This window comes from Methylobacterium sp. WL69 (genome assembly GCF_008039485.1).
Lineage (GTDB): Bacteria > Pseudomonadota > Alphaproteobacteria > Rhizobiales > Beijerinckiaceae > Methylobacterium.
Genome location: NZ_VRUZ01000077.1, coordinates 1 through 20,946, shown reverse-complemented (window position 1 = coordinate 20,946; position 20,946 = coordinate 1). Strand labels below are relative to the sequence as shown.

General features: G+C 70.4%; 21 protein-coding genes. 8 read left to right on the top strand and 13 right to left on the bottom strand.

Features of this window, described 5'->3' with window-relative positions; translation table 11 throughout:
* From flbT to FV218_RS17360, 9 genes are all read right to left on the bottom strand, one after another.
* A partial coding sequence (gene flbT / locus FV218_RS17400) for a flagellar biosynthesis repressor FlbT (protein WP_147710895.1) occupies positions 1-451 on the bottom strand: 451 nt, incomplete at its 3' end.
* Between the two features lie 8 nt (positions 452-459).
* The gene (gene flaF, locus FV218_RS17395) at positions 460-807 is read right to left on the bottom strand and encodes a flagellar biosynthesis regulator FlaF (RefSeq protein WP_056087715.1); all 348 of its coding nucleotides are present in this window, start codon (positions 805-807) and stop codon (positions 460-462) included.
* 124 nt (positions 808-931) lie between these two features.
* Complete coding sequence (locus FV218_RS17390; protein WP_147710894.1) at positions 932-1,951, bottom strand: flagellar hook-associated family protein; 1,020 nt, start codon at positions 1,949-1,951, stop codon at positions 932-934.
* Positions 1,952-1,956: 5 nt separating this feature from the next.
* Positions 1,957-3,417 carry a flagellar hook-associated protein FlgK gene (gene flgK, locus FV218_RS17385; RefSeq protein WP_147710893.1) on the bottom strand — a complete coding sequence of 487 codons (1,461 nt, stop codon included), beginning with the start codon at positions 3,415-3,417 and terminating at the stop codon, positions 1,957-1,959.
* Positions 3,418-3,473: 56 nt separating this feature from the next.
* A complete protein-coding gene (locus FV218_RS17380; protein WP_147710892.1) occupies positions 3,474-4,697 on the bottom strand; it encodes a flagellar hook protein FlgE in 1,224 nt (407 codons plus the stop codon).
* Positions 4,698-4,783: 86 nt separating this feature from the next.
* Entirely contained in the window at positions 4,784-6,001 is a 1,218-nt protein-coding gene (gene fliI, locus FV218_RS17375) for a flagellum-specific ATP synthase FliI (RefSeq protein WP_147710891.1), read from the bottom strand.
* 4 nt (positions 6,002-6,005) lie between these two features.
* On the bottom strand, positions 6,006-6,731 hold the full coding sequence (gene flgF, locus FV218_RS17370) for a flagellar basal-body rod protein FlgF (protein WP_147710890.1): 726 nt from the start codon (positions 6,729-6,731) through the stop codon (positions 6,006-6,008).
* Between the two features lie 3 nt (positions 6,732-6,734).
* Positions 6,735-7,976: a DUF1217 domain-containing protein gene (locus FV218_RS17365; protein ID WP_147710889.1), complete on the bottom strand. Its 1,242-nt coding sequence runs from the start codon at positions 7,974-7,976 to the stop codon at positions 6,735-6,737.
* A 108-nt stretch (positions 7,977-8,084) separates the two neighbouring features.
* Positions 8,085-8,648, bottom strand: a complete 564-nt coding sequence (locus tag FV218_RS17360) for a hypothetical protein (RefSeq protein WP_147710888.1) — start codon at positions 8,646-8,648, stop codon at positions 8,085-8,087.
* A 150-nt stretch (positions 8,649-8,798) separates the two neighbouring features.
* On the opposite strand from FV218_RS17360, the gene FV218_RS17355 reads away from it, so the two are divergent.
* Together FV218_RS17355 and FV218_RS17350 are read left to right on the top strand one after the other, a co-directional pair.
* On the top strand, positions 8,799-9,098 hold the full coding sequence (locus FV218_RS17355; RefSeq protein ID WP_147710887.1) for a PilZ domain-containing protein: 300 nt from the start codon (positions 8,799-8,801) through the stop codon (positions 9,096-9,098).
* Between the two features lie 282 nt (positions 9,099-9,380).
* Positions 9,381-10,700, top strand: a complete 1,320-nt coding sequence (locus FV218_RS17350) for a flagellin (protein ID WP_056087741.1) — start codon at positions 9,381-9,383, stop codon at positions 10,698-10,700.
* Between the two features lie 193 nt (positions 10,701-10,893).
* On the opposite strand, the gene FV218_RS17345 is transcribed toward FV218_RS17350, so the two are convergent.
* Complete coding sequence (locus FV218_RS17345) at positions 10,894-11,574, bottom strand: winged helix-turn-helix domain-containing protein (protein WP_056087743.1); 681 nt, start codon at positions 11,572-11,574, stop codon at positions 10,894-10,896.
* Between the two features lie 295 nt (positions 11,575-11,869).
* Here FV218_RS17345 and FV218_RS17340 point away from each other — a divergent pair, with 295 nt between their 5' ends.
* The 3 genes from FV218_RS17340 to FV218_RS17330 all read left to right on the top strand — a co-directional run bounded on the left by FV218_RS17340 (position 11,870) and on the right by FV218_RS17330 (position 15,696).
* Positions 11,870-12,337 (top strand): tellurite resistance TerB family protein, encoded by a 468-nt coding sequence (locus FV218_RS17340; RefSeq protein ID WP_147710886.1) that lies wholly within the window; start codon positions 11,870-11,872, stop codon positions 12,335-12,337.
* A 290-nt stretch (positions 12,338-12,627) separates the two neighbouring features.
* Positions 12,628-14,604, top strand: coding sequence for a malonate decarboxylase subunit alpha (locus FV218_RS17335; protein WP_147710885.1), 1,977 nt, complete (start codon positions 12,628-12,630; stop codon positions 14,602-14,604).
* A 171-nt stretch (positions 14,605-14,775) separates the two neighbouring features.
* Positions 14,776-15,696: a bestrophin family protein gene (locus FV218_RS17330; RefSeq protein ID WP_147710884.1), complete on the top strand. Its 921-nt coding sequence runs from the start codon at positions 14,776-14,778 to the stop codon at positions 15,694-15,696.
* A gap of 85 nt (positions 15,697-15,781) precedes the next feature.
* Here FV218_RS17330 and FV218_RS17325 read toward each other — a convergent pair whose 3' ends face one another.
* The 3 genes from FV218_RS17325 to FV218_RS17315 all read right to left on the bottom strand — a co-directional run bounded on the left by FV218_RS17325 (position 15,782) and on the right by FV218_RS17315 (position 18,689).
* Complete coding sequence (locus FV218_RS17325; RefSeq protein ID WP_147710883.1) at positions 15,782-16,627, bottom strand: hypothetical protein; 846 nt, start codon at positions 16,625-16,627, stop codon at positions 15,782-15,784.
* 370 nt (positions 16,628-16,997) lie between these two features.
* Positions 16,998-18,104, bottom strand: a complete 1,107-nt coding sequence (locus FV218_RS17320; protein ID WP_147710882.1) for a type II asparaginase — start codon at positions 18,102-18,104, stop codon at positions 16,998-17,000.
* Positions 18,105-18,329: 225 nt separating this feature from the next.
* Entirely contained in the window at positions 18,330-18,689 is a 360-nt protein-coding gene (locus FV218_RS17315; RefSeq protein ID WP_147710881.1) for a hypothetical protein, read from the bottom strand.
* A 99-nt stretch (positions 18,690-18,788) separates the two neighbouring features.
* Between FV218_RS17315 and FV218_RS17310 the strand changes: the two genes are divergently transcribed.
* The 3 genes from FV218_RS17310 to FV218_RS17305 form a co-directional block, all read left to right on the top strand.
* Positions 18,789-19,739: a LysR family transcriptional regulator gene (locus FV218_RS17310; RefSeq protein WP_056087760.1), complete on the top strand. Its 951-nt coding sequence runs from the start codon at positions 18,789-18,791 to the stop codon at positions 19,737-19,739.
* A gap of 23 nt (positions 19,740-19,762) precedes the next feature.
* Positions 19,763-19,927, top strand: coding sequence for a hypothetical protein (locus FV218_RS22870; RefSeq protein WP_187273090.1), 165 nt, complete (start codon positions 19,763-19,765; stop codon positions 19,925-19,927).
* A gap of 57 nt (positions 19,928-19,984) precedes the next feature.
* The coding region (locus FV218_RS17305; RefSeq protein ID WP_147710880.1) for an AMP-binding protein at positions 19,985-20,946 on the top strand (962 nt) is incomplete at its 3' end.

The following is a 20,946-nucleotide window of genomic DNA, read 5'->3' as shown; positions in this document are numbered from 1 at the left end:
GTTCGCGGGTGGGCGAGCCACCGGGGCCGGGCGGGCCGGCCGGGTCGACGATGGGGATTGCCGGCCCGGGGTCGGCGGTGAACAGGGCGGCCTCGGACCGGTAGAGGCCCCGGATCAGTTTCAGCGCCTCGATGAGCCGGTCGGCCTCGACGCAGGCCCCCGCCGCCGCGAGGCCGTCGCGGAGGGCTGGGTCGGTCACCGCGTCGAGGATCCCGGCCTGGAGGGCGCGGTAGAGCTCGCGGGCGCGGGCCGCGTTGGCGGGCTCGATCACCATGGTCTGGGCGGCGAAGTAGAGCTGGCGCAGGGGCGTGGTCGCTTCCTCGGGCTGGAGCACGTGGGTCTCGAGCAGGAAGGTCGCGTCGTTGAGGAGTTCGAGGGAGACCTTGCGATCGACACGCAGGACGGCCCCGTTGACGAAGACCCGCTCGCCGGCGCGCAGGGACAGGCGCATGCCGGACCTCACCGCAATCCGTCGCGGATCGAGGCGTTGACCTCGATCAGGGCGGCGAGGCTGTGGCCGGGCGTGCTGAGGACCGCGTTGGACTCGCGCATGCTCCACAGGCCGAGGGAGACGAGGTCGGCGCGCAGGGCCTCCGGCAGGGCGTTCTCGGGGCTGGTGAGGTCGTCGATGAGGACGGCCCAGAGCTTCTGGACGAACTGGGCCGCCGCAATCCGGTCGGCCGTCGCCGCGTCGGGGCGGTCGGCGATGCGCATGAGGTCCAGCGCCCGGTCGAAGGCGGCGCGCTCGCGCTCCCGGCCGATCTCGGGGGCGTCTTCCATGATGTCCGCGTAGGAAAACTGGTACATGTCGGGTCCGCCTCGTCCTGTCCCCGGCCCGCCGCGCCATGGTCGCGAATGGGGCCGTCGTGTCGCAGCGTCGAAGATGAAGGGTGTTGGAGAAGAGAACGTCGTCGGAAAGGGGAAGACGACGTCAGAGGTAGGCGACCAGGCTGAGCTGGCGCAGCTGCGCGGTCAGCGAGTAGGAAATCTGCACCTGGGTGGACAGCTGATCGATGCGCGTCTTGACCTCGGCTTCGTCGATGCCCTCCATCGACAGGACCTGCTTGGAAAGCAGCGTCTTCTGCGCGTCGAGGCGGGTGTTGGCGTCGGTGATCCGCGCCTGCGAGCGGCCGAGATTGGCCTGGATGGCGACGAGGCCCTTGCTCGCCTCGCCGAGCAGGCTCGCGACCCGGTCGGTGGCCACGTCCTGGACCTCGGCGGGCAGGCGCGACAGGTCGAGGCCGGAGGCGACGACGTAGGCCATGGCGAGGCGGCGGACGGCGGGCGCGTTGGCGGTGGCCGAAGTCTCGACGGTCTCGCTGAGGGAGACCCGGCTGTCGAGGGTGATGTCGGAGGCCTTCGACCAGTTCTGCCACCCGGCACCGCTGAACAGGGTGTCGAGGGGACCGCCGTCGGCGAGGAAGCTCCTCATCTGCGCGGCATTCATGGTGGTGCCCCCCGCGCTCGCGAAGGCCGCGTCGACGACGGTCTTGGCCGCCGATCCGGTGCCGTAGGCGGTCATCGGCGCCGTGGCCGTGTTGGTACCCCCGAAGATGGACTGGCCGTCGGCGGTGGTGTTCAGCACGGCGGTCAGTGCCGCGAGCTGGCTCGTGGCCGCGTCCCTGACGACGCCGACCCTGTTGGCCGAGGGCACGCCGACGAGGGCCTTCAGGGTCGAATCCGCCGCCGCCTGGATCTGCTGGAGCGCGGCCTGGCTCGTGCTCAGGCGCAGGGACGCGTTGGCGTTGCCGTCCTTCAGGGCCTGGAGCTCGGCACTCTGCTGGCGCAGGCCGAGGGCCAGACCCGTCCCGCTGCCGAGCTGGAGCCCGACATCGGCGTAGCGGCCGGTGCCGAGTTCCTTGGTCCCCCGGGCGATCTCCGCCTCCATGCGCTGCACGCTCGAGCGCGGCGCGTTCCAGAGGCTCAAGGTCGAGGTGGCGTTCATCCGCATGGCGTCTATCGCACCGCATCCATCAGGGTCTTCAGGAGGTCGTTCACCAGGGTCAGCAGCTTGGCCGAGGCGGTGTAGGACCGTTCGAGTTGCAGCGCCTGGGCGGTCTCGTCGTCGGCGTTGACACCCACCGCGTTGGACAGGGCCTCGCTCGTCCGCGCCAGCAGGGTCGATTCGTAATCGGCCAGCGAAGCGGCCGTCTTGCGCTGGCCTTCGAGCCACCCCGCCGATTCCGTGGCGAAGGACAGCAGGCTGGCGTTGGCGCGCAGCCCCGTGGCGGGATCGAACGGCCGATCGGTGCCCAGGGCCGACGCGAGGGTGCGCAGGCGACCGGCATAGGCCGCGTCGCCACTGGCGTTGGCGCGGTAGCCGGGGCCGTTCATGCCGCCGTCGCGCAGGGTGGCGAGGGAACCGCCCGCCCGGGGATCGACGGCGGCGTTGATCCGGAGCCGGCTGGCGAGGCCCGCCTGGGCGAGCACGCCCGCCGCCGGGATCGTCGCGGTCCCATCCGTGAACAGGCCGGCCCTGGCGGCAGCGCCCGCGCCGCTGGTGTCGGGCTCGGCGAAGGCGGCGACGAGGCCGCCCGCCATGGCGTCGAGCTGGGTCTCGTAGCGCACGGCGACCTCGTCGCGCAGGGTCGACAGGCCCGCGATCCGGCCCGAGCGCAGGGGCATCGGCGAGGCCGCGCCCGTGACCGGCACGCCGTCGACCATGACGGCGCCGCCCGTCGAGCCGGCGCTGAAGCCGGCCGTCGGAGCGAAGCTGACCTTGCGCGCCCCGCGCTCGAACAGGGGCACGCCGCTGTCGGTGTAGATCGCGACGTCGTTGCCCGCGCGCACGACGGTGGAGATGCCGATCTCCTCCGAGAGCTGGGTGAGGATGCGGTCGCGGTCGTCCAGGGCGTCGGTGACGTCGTCGCCGAGCGCCGTGCCCCGGGTGACGGTCTGGTTGGCGGTCTCGTAGGAGACCAGGAGTTCGTTGATCCGCGCCACCGCCGTCGCCATGCCGGCATCGGCCTGCTGGCGCACGGTGTGGACGGCGGCCGCCGCCGCACTGAGGCTGTCCGCGAGGTCGCGGGCGCCCTCGACGGCGTTGCGCGCCAGGTCGAGGGAATCCGGCTTGTTGGCCGCCGCCTGGAGGGCGGCGTTGAGGGCGCCGAGGCGGGCGGCCGGGGACGTCGTCGAGTCCGTGTCGCCGATGGTCTGGCTCAGGGTCTGGAGTCCGTCGAGGACGGCCCCGCTGCCGGCCGTCTCCGAGGTGCCGAGGAGCTTGCGGCCGAACAGGGCCGTGTCGGCGGCGCGGATCACGCTGACGGCGCTGCCGCCGCCGGCCGTGACGACGTTGGCGATGCGGCGCGCGTAGTACGGATCGTTCGCCCCGGCGGTGTTGCGCGCGGTGACGGCGATCTGCGCGGCATTGGCCGAGAGCGAGGTTCGGGCGCTGTTGAGCGCCAGGGAGAGGCCCATGGTCGGGTTCCTGGGGGAGCGGGCGGAGCGCCGGCGCGGACGCGTCGGCCGAAGCGTCAGCGCTTGAGGTTCATCAGGGTCTCGAGGAGCTCGTTGCCGGTCATGAACACCTTCGAGTTCGCCGTGTAGACGCTCTGGGATTCGATCATGGCCGTCAGCTCGCTCGCCACGTCGACGTTGGACTGCTCCAGGGCGCTCGACTTGATGGAGCCGAGGCCGGAGAGGCCGGCAAAGCCGATCTGGAGGTCGCCGGAAGTGCCGGTGGGCACGTAGATGTTGCCGGCGCGCGGCTCGAGGTTGTCGGGGCTCGCGACGCTGGCGATCGGGACCTTGAAGGCGAGCATGCGGCTGCCGTCCTCGTAGAGGGCGTAGACCGATCCGTCCGAGGCGAAGTCCGAGCCGGTGACCGCCGAGGGGGCCTTGCCGTCGGCCGACCCCGTGAGATCGTAGATGCCGCCGAGCTGGGTGATGCCGCTCATGTCGAGGGCGATCTTGCGGCCGTCCGCGAAGGTGAGGTCGGTCCTGGCCGCCGCCGCCGAAGCCGGCGCGATCGTGCCCTTGGCGTCGAAGGTCAGGGTCGTCGTGCCGATGGCGGTGGTGGAACCGGGCGGGTAGATCTCCGCCTTCCACTCGCCGACGGTCGCGGTCTTGCCCAGGACGACATCGACCTTCACCTTGTTGCCGAGGTTGTCGTAGGTCACCATCGAGGTCTTCTTGGTGTAGTTCGTCGCCGACAGGGCTCCGGTGAGGGCGGCCGCCTCCGACGCCAGGTTGCCGCCGATGGACGCCTTCGTCGAAGGCGTCGTCCGCATGCCGAGGGACGAGACGTTGACCGGGACCATGTTGTCGGTGCTGTTGAGGGCCGGCGTCGCCTCGCCCTTGGCATCCACGGCGTAGCCCATCAGGGTGAAGCCGCCGGAATTGATGAGGTTGCCCGTCGGGCCGTGCTCGACGAAGTTGCCCGCGCGGGTGAGCGAGGTGGCGCCGTTGGCGTCGCGCACCACGAAGAAGCCGTTGCCCTGGATGGCGAGGTCGGTCTTCGAAGTGGTGAAGGAGATCGGCCCCTCCGCCGAGACGGACCGGCGGATCACCGTCTCGACGGCCCCGGAATTGTAGTCGCCGGTGCTGCTCGAATCGAGGATCAGGGACGCGAACTCGGTGCCCGTGCGCTTGTAGCCCGTGGTGCTGGCGTTCTGGATGTTCTCGGCCACCGTCGAGATGCGGCTCGACTGGGCGTTCATGCCGGAAACGCCGGTGCGCAGGACGCTGATGAGACTCATGGGGCACCTCGGTTGAGACGGTGGGCCGTGCTGGACGGCACTAGAGGGAGAATGGCTTGCGCGGGGCTGGTCGCGTCCGCGGGACGTCAGCTCCGCAGGGATTGGGCGAGTTCGAGGAAGGCGTCCTCGCTCGGGGCCATGCCGGGCTCCTGGCGCAGGGCCTCGTAGATGCGCGGCACGAGGAGGATGGCCTGATCGAGCTCGGCATCCTCGCCGGCGCGGTAGCCGCCCATGAGCCGCAGGTCCCGGGTCTCCTCGAAGCGCGCCATCATCGCCTTGAGGCGGCGCACGAGTTCGCGCTGCTCCTGCGTCCACACGGCGGTGGCGAGGCGGGAGATCGAGCCGAGGAGATCGACGGCCGGATAGCGGCCCTGCTCGGCGATGGCCCGGTCGAGGACCACGTGGCCGTCGAGGGTGCCGCGGATCGCGTCGGCCACGGGGTCGTTGTGGTCGTCGCCGTCGACCAGCACGGAGAAGATGCCCGTGATGGAGCCCGCCCCGTCGCGGCCGGGTCCGGCCCGTTCGAGGAGGCGCGGCAGGTCCGAAAAGACGCTCGGCGGGTAGCCCCGCGCCACCGCCGGCTCGCCCGCCGCCAGGGCGACGTCGCGGGCGGCATGGGCGTAGCGGGTCACGGAATCGACGATGAGGAGGACGGACTCGCCGCCATCGCGAAACGCCTCGGCGACGGCCATGGCGACCTTGGGCGCCTGGCGCCGCATCATCGGGCTCTCGTCGCCGGTGGAGACCACCACCACGGCCCGGTCGAGATTGGGCGCCATCGGGCCTTCCAGGAATTCGCGGACCTCGCGGCCGCGCTCGCCCACCAGGGCGACGACGACGCTGTCGAAGCCCGTGGCCCCGGCCAGCATGGCGAGCAGGGTCGACTTGCCGACGCCGGAGCCGGCGAAGATGCCGATGCGTTGGCCGAGGCACAGGGGCGTGAACAGATCGAGGGCGCGGACGCCGGTGCGCAGCGGCGCCTCGACCCGGGGCCGCAGGGTCGGGTCGCCGAGGCGATGGGCCCGCGTGCCGATCCCGGCCTCGATGCGGGCCTCGAACGGCTTCAGGGTGATGCCGCCGGCATCGATGCGCACCACCTCGCCGACCTGATCGCGGCCGCCGGCGGAGAACCCCATCCGGTCGCCGAGCTTGAGGAAGGGGGCGACGCCCCCGACCCGGGCGGCGGTGGCGGTGACCTCCTGGATCGGCCCCGAGACCCGGACCAGGGGCAGGGCCTCGCGCCCGGACGCGAGGGCGGCCGTGAGGCGGTCGAGCACGTCGGGCCCGGTCGAATCGCCCTGCATCGTCCTAGCCCTGCGGGCTCAGGGAGCGGATGGCGCCCTGGAACGACGTCTCGGTCTCGGCGGTGAGGGTGGCCGCGCTCTCGAAGGCGCGCTGGATGGTGATGAGCTTGGTCATCTCCAGGATCGGGTTGACGTTGGAGCCCTCGACGAAGCCCTGGACCATGCCGATGCGGGTGAAGTCCTGCACGGGCCGGGCCGGCAGGCTCGAGGCCACGGCGTTCGATTCCGCCCGCCGCACGGTCCCCTTCGGGTCGAGGGTGAACAGCCCGATGGACCCGACCTGATTCACCCCCTGCGAGACGCTGCCGTCGCGGCCGATGGTCGGCGGCCCCTGCTGGGGATCGAGGAGGATCGGGCCGCCGCCGGCGTCGAGCACCGGCAGGCCGCTGACGTTGCGCAGGCGGCCGGTGGCGTCCATCGTCAGGCGGCCGTCGCGGGTGTAGACCGGCCCGTTCGCGCCGCCGACGCTGAGCCAGGCATCGCCCTGGATGGCGACGTCAAGGGGCGAGTCGGTCTTGGTCACCGGGCCGGACCGGGTCTGGATGTAGGTGTCGCCCGAGGAGGCGAAGGCGATGGGACCCTTGCTCGCCTGGGCGAGGAGGGCCGAGAACTTGGTGTCCTCGGCGCGGTAGCCGGAGGTGGCGAGGTTGGCCACGTTGTTGGCCACCGCGTTCATGCGCTTCTCGACGGCGATCTGGCCCGAGAGGGCGACGTAGAGCCCGTTCTGCATGGGTCAGGCGTTCCCGAACAGGGCGAGGATCGGATCGGACGCGGTGTTGGTCTTCGCGTCCCAGATGGCGGTGAAGCGCTTGATGAAGGCGTCGAGCTTCTGCGGGTCCTTGAAGCTCGCGAGATCGACCTTGCGCTCGATGATGGCGGCCTGCCGGACGAGGGCGTCGGACGAGGTCCCGCCGTCGGGCAGGCCCAGGACGGTCTTGACCACCTGTGACAGGGCCGAGTCGCCCAGGATCGCGTAGCCCGTCGTGGCGCCGCCCGCCATGCGGGCGAAGTAGAGGGCGAGGCGGACCCCGGTGTCCTCGCTGCCCGCGTCGCTCTCCAGGGTCTGGCGCAGGTAGGCCTCGGTGACGCTCTTCGCCCGCGCGTCGGGGGGCAGGCTCGTGCCGAAGCCGATGTTGAGGGCGGTCCGGCCCGCATCCGGCAGGGGGGCGTTCTGGATCGTCACCGTCCGGTTCGCCCCCCCGGCATCGTAGTAGGCGTCGGCACCGGCACCGGTCCCGCCGGGCGCGCCGTCGGCGCCCAGGCTGGTATAGGCCGTCGTCTCGAAGGTCAGGATGCGCTTCGACGTGTTGGTGAGGAGGTCGGTTTCGGTGACGAGGGCGGCCCGGACCTTGCCCGTGAGCTGGGCGTCGCCGGAGGCCTCGATCTGGGCGTTGATGGCGTCCACGATGTCGTCGCCGGTGACCCGCTTGAGGTCCGGCACGGCCGCCGCCAGGGTCTGCTTCGACAGGACGATGGTGGCCGACTTCGTCGTCGCGGCATCGACCTGGCTGGAGAGCCGGAAGCTCACGGCGTTCGCGCCGGAGAAATCGAGGGGGCCGGAGAGGTCCAGAGTGCCCTTCAGCCGGGCCGGCTGCGGCGCGCTCAGGCCGCTGGTGGTGACCTTGGCCGCTTGGCCGCTGGCGGTGGCGCCCACGGCGAAGTCGAAGGCCCGGGCGAAAGCGACGTAGCGGTCGTCGGCGAGGCGGTTGGCGAAGCTCGTCGCCGAATCCGCCCCTTCCGTCAGCACCTTGCGCATGAACGCCTTGGCGTAGGTCATCTCCTCGAGGCCGAAGGCCTTCATGGCGTAGGCGTAGAGCCGGCGGTCGCCGAGGAAGTCGTCGATGGACTTCACGGCCCCGATCCTGGCCTCGAAATACGCGGTCTCGCGCGCGATCACGGGGGACGCGGCCTTGCGCGCCAGGGTGGCCGGCAGGTCCTTCGTGATCAGCGCGTAGTTGGTGAAGGTGCTCAGCACGCGAGGGGCTCCCGGTCGGCGGCCCGGGGGGCTCGCGCGCGGCGGATGGGGCGGATGGGGTCGACACCGGCCGTCATCGGTGCCGTGGCCGTGTTGGGCCGGCGCGGCTCAGAGCCGCGTCGGCCCGATGATGGTCTCGGAGGTCACGACGACCCAGCCGGCGCCCGTCGGCTGGATCGAGATCACCCGGCCGGCGCCGGGCAGGACGGCGCCCGGCACGATCTGCCTCAGGCCGTTCGGGCCCTCCACCCAGGCCCCGTCGCCGGCGACCCGGCGCAGGACGTAGCCGTGCGCCGCGACGCCGGGCTCCGTCCGGTCCGCCGTCTCGGAGCGGGCCTCGCCGGGGCGGATTTCGACGGGAGCCGGACGGTCGGCCAGCGCGCCCGTGGTCGTCGGGTCGAGGTCGAGGGCGGCGGTCCGGCTCGGCGCGACGCCCTGCTTCCAGGCGAAGGCGCCGATGGACGCCGGCAGGAAGCGCTGCACGGCGTAGTCGCGCGCGCCGCCCGCAATGGTGTAGGCGGCGAAGGCGCCGGAGACGACGGCGAGCCCGAGGCAGATGCCGATGGCGGCCCGCTCGAAGGCGGCGTCGCGGGCGCGCCGCAGGGCCTGCGCCCCGGCGAGGGGACGGCGATGGGCGGGCGCGGCGGAAGCGGGGATGAGGCGGACGGGCATGGCGCCTGGAGCGGAGAGATTCTTGGTGCCGACAGTTTTGCCCGGATATGGTTTACAAATGGTTAACGCCAAAGTCAGGGCGGCCTCTCCACTGATAAACCGTTAACGTGCTAGGCTAATATCCGCCGCCAGCGGCGCGAGGTGGGGTGAATGGGCGACGAACCGAATGGAACCGCCCGGGGCGCCGAGGCGCCGCGCGCGGGCCGGCGCCACCGGGTGATGCAGCAGGGCCGGATCGTGCTCGGACCGGACACCCTGCTCCCCTGCGTGGTGCGCGATCTCTCGTCGGCGGGCGCCAAGATCGTGCTGGCGCGCCCGGTTCGCCTGCCGGACGCCTTCGACCTCGTCATCGCCGCCCACGACCTCCGGACCGTCGCCGTCCGCCTGCGCTGGCAGAGGGGCGAGGTCGCCGGGGTGCGGTTCGCGACGGCGGACGACGCCGCGACCTGATGCGGCGCGCTTTAAGCGCTTGCTAACGCGCGTGGGTCATAGTGCCTCCATCGACCAACGGGCTTCCCCATCGGAGCCGGCGCGAGTTCGATGCGAGTGCAGTGGAGGGATCTTTCCAGGTCCCAGACATGATGTCGTCCCACTGGTCCGGCGAAAACCCGGAATGTAATGTCTTTCGACCTGTGATCGGTGACTCTCTTCATCGGCTAAGCTCGCGAGACTTCGGCTAGACGCCGAGTTACAAAAACTCCCGCAGAATTCCAGTTCCGGATCACACCCGCCATGACCAGCCTGCTGACCAACAACGCCGCGATGACGGCGCTGACGACCCTCAAGAACATCAGCACTAGCCTCGACATGACCAGCAACCGGGTCTCCACCGGTCAGCGCGTGTCGAGCGCCTCGGACAACGCCGCCTACTGGTCCATCGCCACCACCATCCGCACCGACAACGCCTCGCTCAGCGCCGTGAAGGACTCCCTCGGCCTCGGCTCGTCGTCCGTCGACACCGCCTATAACGGCGTCAACAGCATCCTCTCGAACCTGCAGAACCTGCGCCAGAAGCTGCAGACGGCCCTGAGCCCGACCGTCGATCGCTCGAAGATCCAGACCGAGATCGTGACGATCCAGAGCCAGATGAAGGCGACGGCCGACTCGTCCATCGCCAGCGGCCAGAACTGGCTGTCGGTGAACTCCGCCGACACCACCGTGTACAAGGCCGAGCAGCAGGTCGTCGCCGGTTTCGCCCGCGACAAGACCGGTCACATCGAGTTCTCGATGGTCAAGATCGACGTCGCCGGCATCCAGCTCTACGACGCCGCGCCCAGCGCGACGGCCGCAACCTCCGCCAAGGTCGTGGCCGGCACGGCCCTGACCGGAACCCTCGACTTCAGCGGCACCAACGAAGCCACGCTGACGGTCAAGGTCGGCGCGGCCGCCGCCACCGACATCGTGCTGACGGCCGCCACCCTGACGGCCCACGCCGCCAATCTCACCAAGGTGACCAAGGAAGAGCTGCTCTCGGCCATCAACGCCACGATCACCAACACGGCGGCCCTCACCGGCGTCAAGGCCTCCCTCGACTCGGCCGGCCGCATCACCTTCGAGACCACCACGACGGGCGCGGCCGCGGCCCTCGTGGTCAACGACAAGACCGCCGCCGGCACCGACATCGGCTTCGGCATCGCCCCCGCGACGGTCTACTCGGGCGCGGGCACGGCCGCGACGGGCACCGGCGCCGGCGGCATCCTCGACAAGGGCCCGGCCGGCTCGTCCGTGGCCACCCTGTCGATCTTCACCTCCGGAGTTGCCGCCACCGACGCCGACGTCAAGAGCTACATCGACATCGTCGACAAGGCGATCGCCTCCGTGACCAACGCCGGCACCAAGCTCGGCGCCAGCAAGACCCAGATCGACGGCCAGAAGGCCTTCGTCGACACCCTGATGAAGGCCAACGACCGCACCATCGGTACCCTCGTCGATGCCGACATCGAGGAGGAGTCGACGAAGCTCAAGGCCCTGCAGACCCAGCAGCAGCTGGCCGTCCAGGCCCTCAGCATCGCCAACAGCGCCAGCCAGAACGTCCTGACGCTGTTCCGGTAAGAGCGCCGCCCTCCCCGGGCTCCGGCCCGGGGACGGCACCGGCCGAACCAAAACCCGCGCTCCCTCCGGAGCGCGGGTTTTTTCGTCGGAGCCGGGGGACGCGGGGTCTCGGCCGACCCGGGGTTTCTGCCGACGCGAAGTCTCGGCCGACGCGGGGTCTCAGCCGATGCGGGGTTTCAACCGACGCGGGGTTTCAACCGATGAAGGTGTATCCGGCCAGGCGCTTGGCCTCGATGGGGTCGTAGCCGAGGCGCAGCCGCAGCTTCTTGCGCAGCTTGCTGATGTGGCCCTCGACCACGCTCTCCTCCACGTCGCTGCCGTGATCGGCGTAGACGGCGTTGAAGATCTGGACCCGGCTGAGCTGGCGGCCGCGGTTGCGCGCGAAATACTCGAGGATGTGGCGCTCGCGCCGGGGCAGCGTCAGGTTCTCGCCGTCGATCTCGGGGTCGCGGCCGTCGGCGTAGACCTTGAGGCGGCCGGCCTTGTCCTGGGCGGGGACCCGGACCTCGCCCCGGCCCATGCGGCGGCGGATCGCCTCGGCGCGGGCGAGGATCTCGCGGACGTGGACGGGGCGGCGCACCACGTCGTCGATGCCGGCGGTGAACAGATCGAGGGTCTGCTCCAGGGAGCGGGTCTCGTTGAGGGCGATGATCGGGGCGTGCGACAGGCTGCGGATGGCGACGGTGTAGCGGGTCCGGCCCGCGGATTCGCCGAGCACGAAGCCCTGGACCGCGTCGAGGTCGTCGGCCGGGGTGGTGTCGAGCCAGGCCTGGAACGTGTCGGCGGCGAGGCTGCGGGCCGTCACGCCCTGGGCACCGAAGCCGGCGACGGTCTCGGTCGCCACGCTGCTCCGCTCATCGACCACGATGTACATGCCGCCGTCTCTTTCCGCGCACGGGAGTTCGTTCGGCCGATCATGGCCGCGCGTCCCTTTAGTCTTCGATTGTCTTGGATCTCGCTTTGCGAAACTGCAGAGGAACTTGGGCGGCTCGGACGAGACTCGAATTCATCTCGGCAGATCGCTCCGGCTCGGCGCCGTTTCGTGGTATCGTTTTGTTAAGGAAATGGTTAATTTTTTGTTAAGCAGGGCCGGCGCCGGTCACCAACCGGTCATCTGTTGCAGCGCCGCATCACGGGTGCGGATCACCGAGCCCTCCGCAGGAGACACCATGGGACTGTTCCAGGACCTCGTCGGTCGCTTCACCCAGAACGTGACGGCCTATGTCGGCGACCGGACGCTGATGGAGGCGGCGGTCTCCGCCGCGGCCAACGTCATCCTGGCCGATTCCGAGATCGACGAGGAGGAGGTCGAGGCGGCGCTGGCCGGCATGCGGGCCAACCCGATCCTCGAGAAGGGCTACGACACCCTGAAGCTGGAGGGCGAACTGTTCGAGGGCCTCGACCGGGCGCGCACCCGCGCGGGCCGGGCCGAGAACCTGCGCCACGTCGCGGCGCTCCGCGAACGCGACGACGGCCAGCGCGCGGCCGTGTTCCTCATCGCGGCCGACGTCGCCGATCAGGCCGGCATCAGCACCGTCGAGCATGCGGCCCTCTCGGAGATCGCCGAAGCCCTCGGGGTGGACAAGGACCGGCTGCTGCAGGGCCATGCCGGCGCCGGGCGTCTCCACAGCGAATAATGTATAATTCGAAGATGGACAGCCATCTCGCCAGTCCTGACCGGGGTCCGTGACCGCCCCGGCCCGGTCTGCGGCGGCGAAACACGCCGCCGCGACAGTCCGGCCAGGCCTGAACTGTGCGCCGCAACAGAACGGAAACGCATCGCAACACGGCCAGGGGCACCCTTGCGAAGTGGAGACGCGATCTCTACGCTCGCCCGAGCCAACAAGACTTCCACGGCACCGAAACCGGCAGAATAAATCCTGCCGCCTGATATCGAGAGTGGAGGCACGGGGAGGATCACGGGGCCATGAAGAAAAATAAGGTCATCTCGGCGGAAGAGGCCATCGCGCTCATCCGACAGAACGACGTCGTGACCACCACGGGCTTCGTCCAGAGCTGCATTCCGGAGGCGCTGCACGCCGCCCTGGAGAAGCGCTTCGTCGACACCGGCGCCCCGCGCGACCTCACCCTGATCATGACGGCGGGTGCCGGAGACAGCAAGGGCCTCGGCACCGGGCGCCTGCACCACGAGGGCCTCCTGAAGCGCGTCATCGCGGCCAATTTCGGCCGGATGCCGAAGGTCGCCAAGGCGGCCCAGGAGAACAAGATCTTCGGCTACAACCTGCCCCAGGGCGTGATCTCGCAGCTCTACCGCGCCTGCGCCGCCGGCCAGCCGGGGCTGTTCTCCAAGGTCGGCCTGCACACCTACGTCGACCCGCGCCACGGCGGCGGCCGCGTCAACACCCTGACGCAGGACGAGATCGTCAAGGTGGTGGAGGTCGATGGCGAGGAGTGGCTGTTCTACACCGCCACCAAGATCGACGTCGCCTTCATCCGCGGCACCTCCGCCGATCCCGCCGGCAACATCTCCTTCGAGAAGGAGGCCCTGACCCTCGACTGCCTCGCCCAGGCCATGGCGGCCCGCAACAACGGCGGCATCGTCATCGCCCAGGTCGAGCGCATCGTCGACGACGGCTTCCTGCTGCCGAAGGACGTGCGGGTGCCCGGCATCCTCGTCGACTGCGTGGTGCTGGCCGAGCCCGAGATGCACCGCATGAACTACGGCGTGCAGCACGATCCGGCGCTGGCCGGCCAGATCCGCGTGCCGGTGACGGGCATGAAGAAGATGCCGCTCGATGCCCGCAAGATCATCGCCCGGCGCGCCGCCTTCGAGCTGCCGCCCAACGGCGTGGTCAACCTCGGCGTCGGCGCGCCGGAGGGCATCTCGGCGGTGGCCAACGAGGAGAAGGTGACGCCCTACATCACCCTCACCACGGAGGCCGGGGCGGTGGGCGGCGTCCTCGCCTCCGGGTCGAGCTTCGGCGCGGCGACGAACGCCGACTGCGTCATCGACCAGAACCAGATGTTCGACTTCTACGACGGCGGCGGCCTCGACATGACCTGCCTGGGTCTGGCCGAGTGCGACCAGCACGGCAACGTCAACACCAGCATGTTCGGCGGCCGCCTCAACGGCTGCGGCGGCTTCATCAACATCTCGCAGAACGCCCGCTGCGTCGTCTTTGCCGGCACCTTCACGGTGGGCGGCCTGGAGACGGTGGTGGAGGACGGGAAACTCCGCATCGTCACCGAGGGCCGCGCGCAGAAATTCCTGCCGCAGGTGGAGCAGGTCACCTTCAGCGGCTCCTACGCGCAGAAGCGCTCGCAGCCGGTGATCTACGTCACCGAGCGCTGCGTCTTCCAGCTCACCGACGAGGGGCTGGAGCTCATCGAGGTGGCGCCGGGCATCGACATTGCGCGGGACATCCTGCCCCATATGGGGTTCACCCCCATCATCAAGCAGCCGGCGCTCATGGATGCGCGCCTGTTCCGCGACGAGCCGATGGAACTGCTCGCCGACCTCCTGAACCTCAACCTGTCGGAGCGCGTCAGCTACGATTCCGAGCGCAACATCCTGTTCGTCAACCTCGAGGGCTGGCACGCCCGCGTGAAGAGCGACATCGACGACCTGCGCAAGGTCCTGGTCGGCGCCTGCAAGAAGGCCGGCCAGCGCGTCAACTCCGTGGTCAACCATGACGGGTTCCGCATCAACGAGAACCTTTACGACGACTACGCGAGCATGATCCAATACTTGGCGGCGAACTACTACGCGACCACCACCCGCTACGCCACGAGCGCGTTCCTGCGCCTCAAGATGGAGGAGGCGCTGAACCGCCGCGGCCTCGCCCCCCACGTGTTCGAGCGCAAGGAGGACGCCCACGCCTTCGTCGACGGCCTCGACAAGAAGGTCCGCCGCGCCTCCACGGCCATCGCGTCGGCGGCGTAGAAAACCCCTCTCCCCCCTGCGGGAGAGGGTGGTCGCGGAGCGACCGGGAGGGGGGCAGCGCCGCTTTCTCCGGAAAGACCTGAGCTGGCCCCTCTCCCGCCGGCTCCGCAGGCACCCTCCCCCGCAAAGGGGGGAGGGTTTTCGCGCTCGAATACCGAAGCACCCCAAAGAATGATCGTCCGTTCGCGTCCGGGTCTCCTGACGATCCTGTTCACCCTGCGCGGCTCGATCCTGCCGCAGGTGGCGCCCAAGGTCCTCGGCATCACCGCCGTGGCGGCCGGCGTGACGGCGGCGGAGATGCGCTGGCCCGAGGCGTTTCCCATCACCGCCGGGGTCGGGCCGTTCACCCTCATCGGCCTGGCCCTGTCGATCTTCCTGAGCTTTCGCAATGGCGCCTGCTACGACCGCTGGTGGGAGGCGCGCCGGGCCTGGGGCGCGCTCATCGTCGAGACGCGGGGCATCGCCCGCCTGCTCGCCGCCCTCCTGCCGGAGCCGGCGCAGGCGGATCTGCGCCGGCGCGTCCTGCGGCGGCTGTCGGGGTTCGCCCACGCCCTGCACGCGCAGGTGCGGGGCGGCGACGAGGTCGCGGCGGCCGCGCCCTGGCTCCCGACCGGGGAGGCCAATTCCGTCGCCCGCAAGCCGAGCCCGGCCGACGCGGTGCTGGCGCATCTCACCGCCGACCTCGCCGGCGCCTATCGATCGGGCGCCCTCACGGACGTGCTGTTCGGGGTGCTGGAGCAGCGCGTCGCGGCCCTGTCCCAGGCCCAAATCGTGTGCGAGCGCATCCACGGCACGCCCCTGCCCTTCGCCTACACCCTGCTCCTGTACCGCACGGCGTGGCTCTACTGCCTGCTGCTGCCGTTCGGGCTGGCCGCCTCCCTCGGCTGGGCCACGCCGCTCGCCGTGGCGCTGGTCGCCTACACCTTCTTCGGCCTCGACGCGCTGGGCGACGAACTCGAGGAGCCGTTCGGCACGGAGCCCAACGACCTGCCCCTCGACGCGCTGCTGCACACCCTCGACGGCATCGTCCTCGACGCCCTCGGCGAACCGGCGCCGCCGGCGCTCAAGCCGGAGCGGTACTGGCTGACGTGAGGGAGCGACCGCGCCGGCGGCAAGTCAGCGCCCGACGGCATGTCGGCGCCCGACGGCAAGTCGGCGCCCGACGGCGAAGCGCCGCTCACAGCTTGGGGGTGGCCGTCCCGGCGGCGTCCTCGGCGGCGCGCTTGTCGATGACGGCGGCGAAGTCCTCCGGCGACTTGTCGAGGAACTCCTCCAGGGCCGCCTGGAACTTCGCCTTGTCCTTCTCGCCGGGGCAGCGCGGCTCGGCGCGGCCGGCGACCGCCTTGGCGATCTCGGCCTCGATGACCGCCATCTCCCTGCGCAGGGATTGGATCTTTGCGTCGAAGGCCGTGCGCTGCTTGCCCGTCGTCGCGACGTCGCATTCCTTGATCGCCGCCTCCATCAGGGCGCCGAGGTAGTAGCTCTTGATCCGGGCCTCGGACGGCAGGGACGGCGATGGAGCCGGCGCGACGGGGGTCACGTCGCAGCGGCGCAGGGATTCGTAGGCTTCGGGGAAGCCGGCGAGGTCGAAATCGCCGTCGGCACCGTCAAGCTTCAGGATCATCTTCTTGGCGGCGAGCATCTGCGGCACCAGCGTCGCCGGGACCGTCGTGGTCAGGCTCGTCCCGTCGCCGGTCCAGGTGTGCCTGGCGAGGGCGACGCGCTTGTCCAGCATCAGGGGAACGCGGACCTTCTCGTTCTTGTCCCAGGTCCAATGCTCATAGATGAACGTCATCATGGCCTGGTCGTCGGCCAGCGCGAAGACCAGAACGTTCACGGCGTTGCCGTCGTCGGGGTCCTTGTAGGACTTGCTCATGAGGCAGGTCGAGCCGTTCGTCCCCGGGGCCGAGCGCTCGATATCCCACCCCTTGGCCTTCTCGAACGGGATCTCGCCGGCGCCGTGGGCCGACGCGGCGAAGAGGTTGAGGGCCGCCAGGCCCGCGACGAGGAAGAGATGTCTCAAGACTGCCTCCGGGCGGCCCGTGGCAGCCGTCTGCGGTCCAGGGTGCGCCGGGATGCCTTACGGTTCGATTGAGAGGCGGCGAGAAGATCGAAGACTGTTCTCGCTCGATCACCCCGGATCGTAGCGTCGCGACGGGCCGCCTCTCCTGTTTGGGAGAGGGTTGGAGTGAGGGTCGTGGACTGTCCGGAGACTCCACACACCTCACCCTGTCCCTCTCCTTTCAGGAGAGGGGACCGGCGCTCCACCTCAGATCGCCGGACACGCTCGATTGTCCGAACCAATCGGCCGGAGTCGGCCGGAGTTCGCATGACGGGTCGACAACGGGACCGTGCCGAGGGCACCCACCGCCGGCCTCCGACCGCAAGCCCCCTCAATACTCCCAAAAGATCCGCTGCAGTTCCTTCGAATCCTGCGTCTTCGTCAGGGCCACGGCAGCCAAAATCTTGGCCTTCTGCGGGTTGAGGTCGTGGGCCACCACCCAGTCGTACTTGTCGTCGGGCTGCTCGGCGTTGCGCAGGACGAAGCCGTCGCCGACGCGCGACGAGCGGATGATCTGCACGCCCTTGGAGCGGAGGTCCTTCAGGGTGTCGACGAGGTAGCCGGCCACCGAGCCGTTGCCGGTGCCGGCGTGGATGATCGCCTTGGCGCCGCCCGCGACCGCCGTGGTGTAGGGCTCGGGGTGCATGTTGCCCGAGCCGTAGACGATGGCGACGTCCGGCAGGGCATCGATGGTGTCGATGTCGAATTCCGAGGTGGTGCCGTGGCGCTTCACCGGGGCGCGGAACCAGTAGGTCTTGCCCTCCACCACCATGCCGAGCGGTCCCCACTGGCTGAAGAACGCCGAGGGCTTGATGTTGACGCGCTTGGTGCTGTCGCGCCCGGCCTGGATCTCGTCGTTCATGGTCAGCAGCACGCCCTTGGCGCGCGCGTCCCTGGCGCCCGCCACCACGACGGCGTCGAGGAGGTTGAGGGCGCCGTCGGCGGAGATGGCGGTGGAGGGCCGCATGGAGGCGACCATGACGATGGGCTTGTCGGTCTTCACCACGAGGTCGAGGAAGTAGGCCGTCTCCTCCACGGTGTCGGTGCCGTGGGTGACGACGACGCCGTCGACATCGTCGCGCTTCACCAGGGCCGAGACCTGTTTCGCCAGCTGGATCAGCTGGGCGTTGGTGAAGCTCTCCGAGGCGATCTGGAACGCCTGCTCGCCGCGCACCTCCGCCACCCCGGCGATGGCCGGCACGGCGGCGATGAGCTTGTCCACCGGCACCTTGGCGGCCTGGTAGGTGGCGCTGTTGGCCGCATCCGCTCCGGCCCCCGCGATGGTGCCGCCGGTGGCGACGATGACGATGCGGGGTTTGCCCGAGGCAGCCGGCGCCGTGGTGCCGGGGGCGGCCGGGGCCGGACCTTCCAGGGCCGCGGCGGGGAGGCTTCCCGCCAGGATGAGGGCCAGGAGGGTGGCCGGTGCGGTGCGTCGCATGAATCGGTCCTGCGTCGGTGGCGGTCTGCGGCCATTGTGGCCCGCGCGGCCGCCCGCGCCCAGGCGAAAAAGACGGCGCTGCGCGCCTTTCCCGGTGCAGCCTGCCCGGCTTGTCACCGGAAACGAAAAACCCTCGCCGGCCGGTCCTGGCCGGCGAGGAGCCGGAAACGAAAAACCCTCCCGGCCTGTTCGGCCGAGAGGGCGGGGGTCGGCAACCGCGGACCTCTAGTTGAGGGCCGCCGCTTCCCGGGTCGGAGCGGGGCGCGGGCGGGACACCGCGACGGTGTCGCCGGTGCGGCTGATCTCGACGGCATCGGCGGCGGCGCCGAACTCCTGCGGGGTCGAGAGGGTCACGCTCTGGCCGGAGGCCAGGACCGTCTCGAAGCGGACGGCGCGGGCGGCGTCCGTGCGGGCCAGGGTCACGACGACCCGGTAGCCCTTGGGCTCGGCGGTGTAGTAGGCGACGCCCGCGAGGTCGCCGAGGCTGACGCTGCCGCCATCGAGGGGCTTGATGGTCTCGGCCGAGGCGGTGCCCGTGAGGGCGGCGACGAGGGCGGCGGCGGCGGTGAAGGTCCGGAACGTCATGGTGTCGGGTCTCGCTCTGTGTGCGAAGGGTCGGTGTGCCCTTGCGTTGAAGCGAATATGCCGTGCAGTGCAGCATGGATCAAACAGAACGTATCGATAATGACTATTGATCACGTCGATCTCACCCGCATCGACCTGAACCTGCTGGTCGCCCTCGACGCCCTGCTGTCCGAGCGCGGCGTCACCCGCGCGGCGGCCCGCATCGGCATCGGCCAGTCGGCCATGAGCTCGTCGCTCGCCCGCCTGCGCCTCCTGTTCGGCGACGAACTCCTGACCCGGGCCCCCGAGGGCATGCGCCCGACGCCCCGCGCCCTGGCGCTGGCCGAGCCCGTCCGCACCCTGCTGCGGCAGGTGCAGTCCCTGGTCCGGCGCGACGCGGTGTTCGATCCGCGCACGGTGACCCGCACCTTCACCATCGGCCTGCCCGACAGCGCCGAGGTGCTGCTGGGCCCCCGGCTGCTCGCCTACCTGCGGGCGGAGGCGCCGGGGATCAGCCTGCTGCTGCGCTCCATCGACCGCATCCGCATCCTGCAGGAGCTCGACGCCGACCGGGTCGATCTCGGCATCGGCTTCTTCACCGAGGGGCAGACCCACCACAAGCGCCGCCTGCTCTACCGCGACAACTACCTCTGCATGTTCAACGCCGACCTCGTCGGCATCACGCCGCCGATCTCCCTCGAAGACTACGTCCGCTTCCCCCACATCCTCACCAGCCTGAAGGAGACGGCGCACGGGGTGGTGGACGATGCCCTGGCGAAACGGGGCCTGAGCCGGACGCTGGCGGTGACGACGCCGCGCTTCCTCGCCGTGCCGTTCCTCGTGCGCAGCGCCCCGGTGATCACCACCATGCACGCGCGCCTCGCCACCTTCTTCGCCGGGGCGCTGGGGCTCAGCGTCAGCCCGGCCCCGGTGGCGCTCGAGGACGTGGCGATCTCGATGCTGTGGCACGCCTCCTACGACGACGATCCGGCCCATCGCTGGCTGCGTGCCACGATCCTGCGCCTCACGGAGGCCGACGAGCCGGGCACCGCGTTCGGCGCGGCGCGTTGAGACCGGACACGAGGAGGACGCCCATGGCCGACGATCACGACGAAAAGTCCGACGGGACGGCGAAGAAGCCCGCCAACGTCGCCCCCGACGCGGTGAAGGACCCCAACGAGAAGACCGGCGGCAAGCCCGGCCAGGGCCCGAAGGGCGGCGGCACGCCCGACGACGAGACCGACCCCGGCGGCGGCTGAGCCGGCCATTGTCGGACGGGGGCGGACCGGTACTGTGTCGCCAGAGGGAGACACGCCATGAACGCCCCCGAACTGAACGCCCCCGCTTCGGCTTCGACGGCCGGAACCTCGATCTACGACCGGGATCTCGACAAGAATCCCGCCAACCACCAGCCGCTCACGCCCCTGAGCTACCTCGACCGGGCGGCGCGGGTGTTTCCCGACCACGTCGCGGTGATCCACGGGCCCCTGCGCCGGAGCTACGCCGAGCTCTACGCGCGCAGCCGGCGCCTCGCCGCGGCCCTCGCCGCCCGCGGCATCGGCCGGGGCGACACCGTGGCGGTGATGCTCGCCAACACGCCCGAGATGATCGAGTGCCATTACGGGGTGCCGATGACCGGCGCCGTGCTCAACACCCTGAACACCCGGCTGGACGCCGCCGGCCTCGCCTTCTGCCTCGACCACGGCGAGGCCAAGGTGCTCATCACCGACGGAGAGTTTTCGCACATTGTCGCGTCCGCCCTGGCGCTGGCGGCGGCAAAGCCCCTGGTCGTCGACGTGGACGATCCGGTCTTCACCGGCGCCGGCGTCCCCGTCGGCGAACTCGCCTACGAGGCTCTGCTGGCGGAAGGCGATCCGGACGCCGACTGGGCGATGCCGGCCGACGAGTGGGACGCGATCTCCCTCAACTACACCTCGGGCACCACGGGCGACCCCAAGGGCGTGGTCTATCACCACCGCGGCGCCGCCCTGCTGTCGCTGGGCAACGTCATCACCGGCAATCTCGGCCAGCACCCGGTCTATCTCTGGACCCTGCCGATGTTCCACTGCAACGGCTGGTGCTTCCCCTGGACCCTGTCGGTGGTGGCCGGCACCCATGTCTGCCTCAGGCAGGTGCGGGCCGGGGCGCTCTACGAGTCAATCGCCCGGCACGGCGTCACGCATCTCTGCGGCGCGCCCATCGTCATGCAGCTCCTGCTCGGAGCCTCCGACGCCGAGCGCCGCCCCCTCCCCCACCGGGTCGCCTTCCTGACCGCCGC